Raw genomic sequence first — 2,406 nt, forward strand, 5'->3', positions numbered from 1 at the left:
CGCACCGAACGCCGAGCCGATGTCCACCAAGCCATCATGAGTCTGGCCTGCTCAGTCATCTGCCTACGCAAACTCATTCCGAACTGATCTCTAAGACGGAATATCCTTGGTCGCTGGCATGCCAAGGCTCATCTCTGTGCTGGGCGTGCCGAAGCGCCGCGTGCTGCACCCTCCGCGAACCCATGACCGGTGCTCGCCGTGCCTAACGCTCGAATACCGGTAGCGGAGCCTGGCGATGGGTGAGGGCAGGTAGTACCGGCTGGTCGGAGAGGGATTCGGCGACGGTGAGGCTGTCTTCGTAGACACTGTAGCGGGTGATCAGTCCGTCCAGGATGGTGAGGTGGAGCGCGCACAGGGCCGTGTACGGCTTACCCGTGGCTTTCACCGTCTGCCGGATGTCGCCGAGTACCACTGCCTCCGTTCCATCGATGAGGACGCGGGACACTGTTCCGGCCGATTTTTCGGGGACGTGGAAAGCCGCTATCTCCCGGAAGTGGTCGGCGACGTCGGCGCGGGTGAAGCGAGGACGGATCCACGGCACCGCCGGGTGGCCGCCGCCCGGCCAGTCCAACTGCCAGTCGACCCGCTCGGCGAACAGTTCGGCGATCTCGTCTGGGTCGCCCTCGCCCAGCCGGCGAAGGAACTTCTCCGTCGTGGCACGAGTGCTTGCTTTCGATTCGGTCGGGGTGTCCATGGCGAACTGGTATTCGTGCCGGATCAGCCCGTTCTCGCCGAGAGTGAGAAAGATGCGGCCGGACCAGGCGATGTCCCCTCCGGCCGCGGGGATCATGTGGGTGGTGAAGGTGACCGTGTCGTGGTGGCCGGTCGCGTCGTTTGCGGACCGGAAGACGAATCCGGCGTCCCGCACCAGATCGGTATGAGCTTCGGTGATCCGGGCATCGAGGGCGGCGTGACCGTGGTATCGCGCGGAGTCGGTGGTCTCGACGCCGTCCGGGTCCCACAGTTGAGAGATGGCACGTCGGCGCGCGATCGGGTCGGGCTCATTCCACACTGCGACGTACCGCTCGACGAACTTGTCGATGTCCATGTCCATGGGTGGGACGCTAGTGCGGCTCCACTGACAGCCTGTGTCAGTGGATTGAGGCAGACTTCACCGCATGCGCGCGAGCCGGCTGGTGTCCATCCTCCTGCTCCTGCAGACCCGGGAACGGATGACGGCACAAGAGCTGGCCGATGCGCTGGAGGTGTCTGTACGCACCGTTTACCGCGATGTGGAGTCCCTCAGCGCGGCGGGTGTGCCGCTGTACGGCGAACCGGGTCACGACGGCGGGTATCGGCTGCTCGGAGGTTTCCGTACGCGGCTGACCGGGCTGACCGCCGATGAGGCCGACTCGCTGTTCCTGACCGGGCTGCCCACAGCCGCGGCCGACCTCGGCATGGCCACCGTCGTGGCCGCCGCCCAGCTCAAACTCATGGCCTCGTTGCCCGCCGAACTACGCGACCGGGCCGGCCGGATCGCCGAGCGGTTCCACCTCGACGCCCCCGCGTGGTACCGCGATGGCGACCGCCCGCTGCACCTGAGCGCAGTCGCGGACGCGGTGTGGAAGGGCAGCGCCGTGCGAATGCGCTACCTGCGCTGGGCCGAACCCCGCGAGATCACCCGGACCGTGGAACCGTACGGGCTCGTGCTGAAAGCCGGGCACTGGTATCTCGTGGCGGGTGCCGGCGAGCAAGTCCGCACCTACCGCGTCGCGCGGATCGTGGATCTCCGTGTCCTCGACGAGCACTTCGACCGGCCCAGCGGGTTCGACCTGGCCGGCTACTGGCGCCACTACCTGCAATCCTTCGACGCGCGCCGCTACCAGGACCAGGCGACTCTCCGTCTGTCTCCAAGGATCGTCGACCAGTTGCCACACTTGTGGGACTCCGCCATGATCGACGCGGCGCACCGGACAGCTACTCCCCCAGATCCCGACGGCTGGACTCGGGTGACGATCCCGATCGAGTCCGTTGAACAAGCCCTTACCGAATGCCTCAAACTCGGTGCCGACGCCGAGATCCTCGCCCCGGCCGAACTCCGCGAACACATCGCCGAAACACTCGACGCCTTGATTCGCATCTACCGAAGATCTGTCTGAAGGTGCGGACCATCCAGCACCAGACGACACCCCATACCGGCGAAGTGGACGTACGCGTTTCGCGGCCGGGTGCGGTGTTACGCGCTGCCAGCGCAAGATGGAAGGAACACCGCGAGGCAGTCGGACCTACTACCGCTGCGCTGCACGCACGCTTGTTCCTGGTTCGCCGGCACTCGCTGAGCACCCAAAGAACATCTACTTGCCCGAAGCGGCTGGGGTGTACCAAGGATCTTGGACAGGGCCTCCTGTCTGAGAGGATGGGTGTATGCCCGAGCAGCGTCGGAGATTCAGCGCTCAGTTCAAGGCC

The 2,406-nt window shown here is 65.7% G+C and carries 2 protein-coding genes; one reads left to right on the plus strand and one right to left on the minus strand.

Going from position 1 to position 2,406, the window contains the following annotated elements:
- Window positions 1-202: 202 nt before the first annotated feature.
- Window positions 203-1,054: a nuclear transport factor 2 family protein gene (locus AB0K15_RS47950; protein WP_364067910.1), complete on the minus strand. Its 852-nt coding sequence runs from the start codon at window positions 1,052-1,054 to the stop codon at window positions 203-205.
- A gap of 64 nt (window positions 1,055-1,118) precedes the next feature.
- Between AB0K15_RS47950 and AB0K15_RS47955 the strand changes: the two genes are divergently transcribed.
- Window positions 1,119-2,099, plus strand: a complete 981-nt coding sequence (locus AB0K15_RS47955) for a YafY family protein (RefSeq protein WP_364067912.1) — start codon at window positions 1,119-1,121, stop codon at window positions 2,097-2,099.
- The last annotated feature ends 307 nt before the right edge of the window (window positions 2,100-2,406 follow it).

The sequence above is a fragment of the Amycolatopsis sp. NPDC049253 genome (genome assembly GCF_040678995.1).
Taxonomy (GTDB): Bacteria; Actinomycetota; Actinomycetes; order Mycobacteriales; family Pseudonocardiaceae; genus Amycolatopsis.

What these genes read in the sequence shown, in the direction of transcription:
- AB0K15_RS47950 (WP_364067910.1), bottom strand. Translation starts at nt 1,054, where the DNA reads ATGGACATGGACATCGACAAGTTCGTCGAGCGGTACGTCGCAGTGTGG.
- AB0K15_RS47955 (WP_364067912.1), top strand. Translation starts at nt 1,119, where the DNA reads ATGCGCGCGAGCCGGCTGGTGTCCATCCTCCTGCTCCTGCAGACCCGG.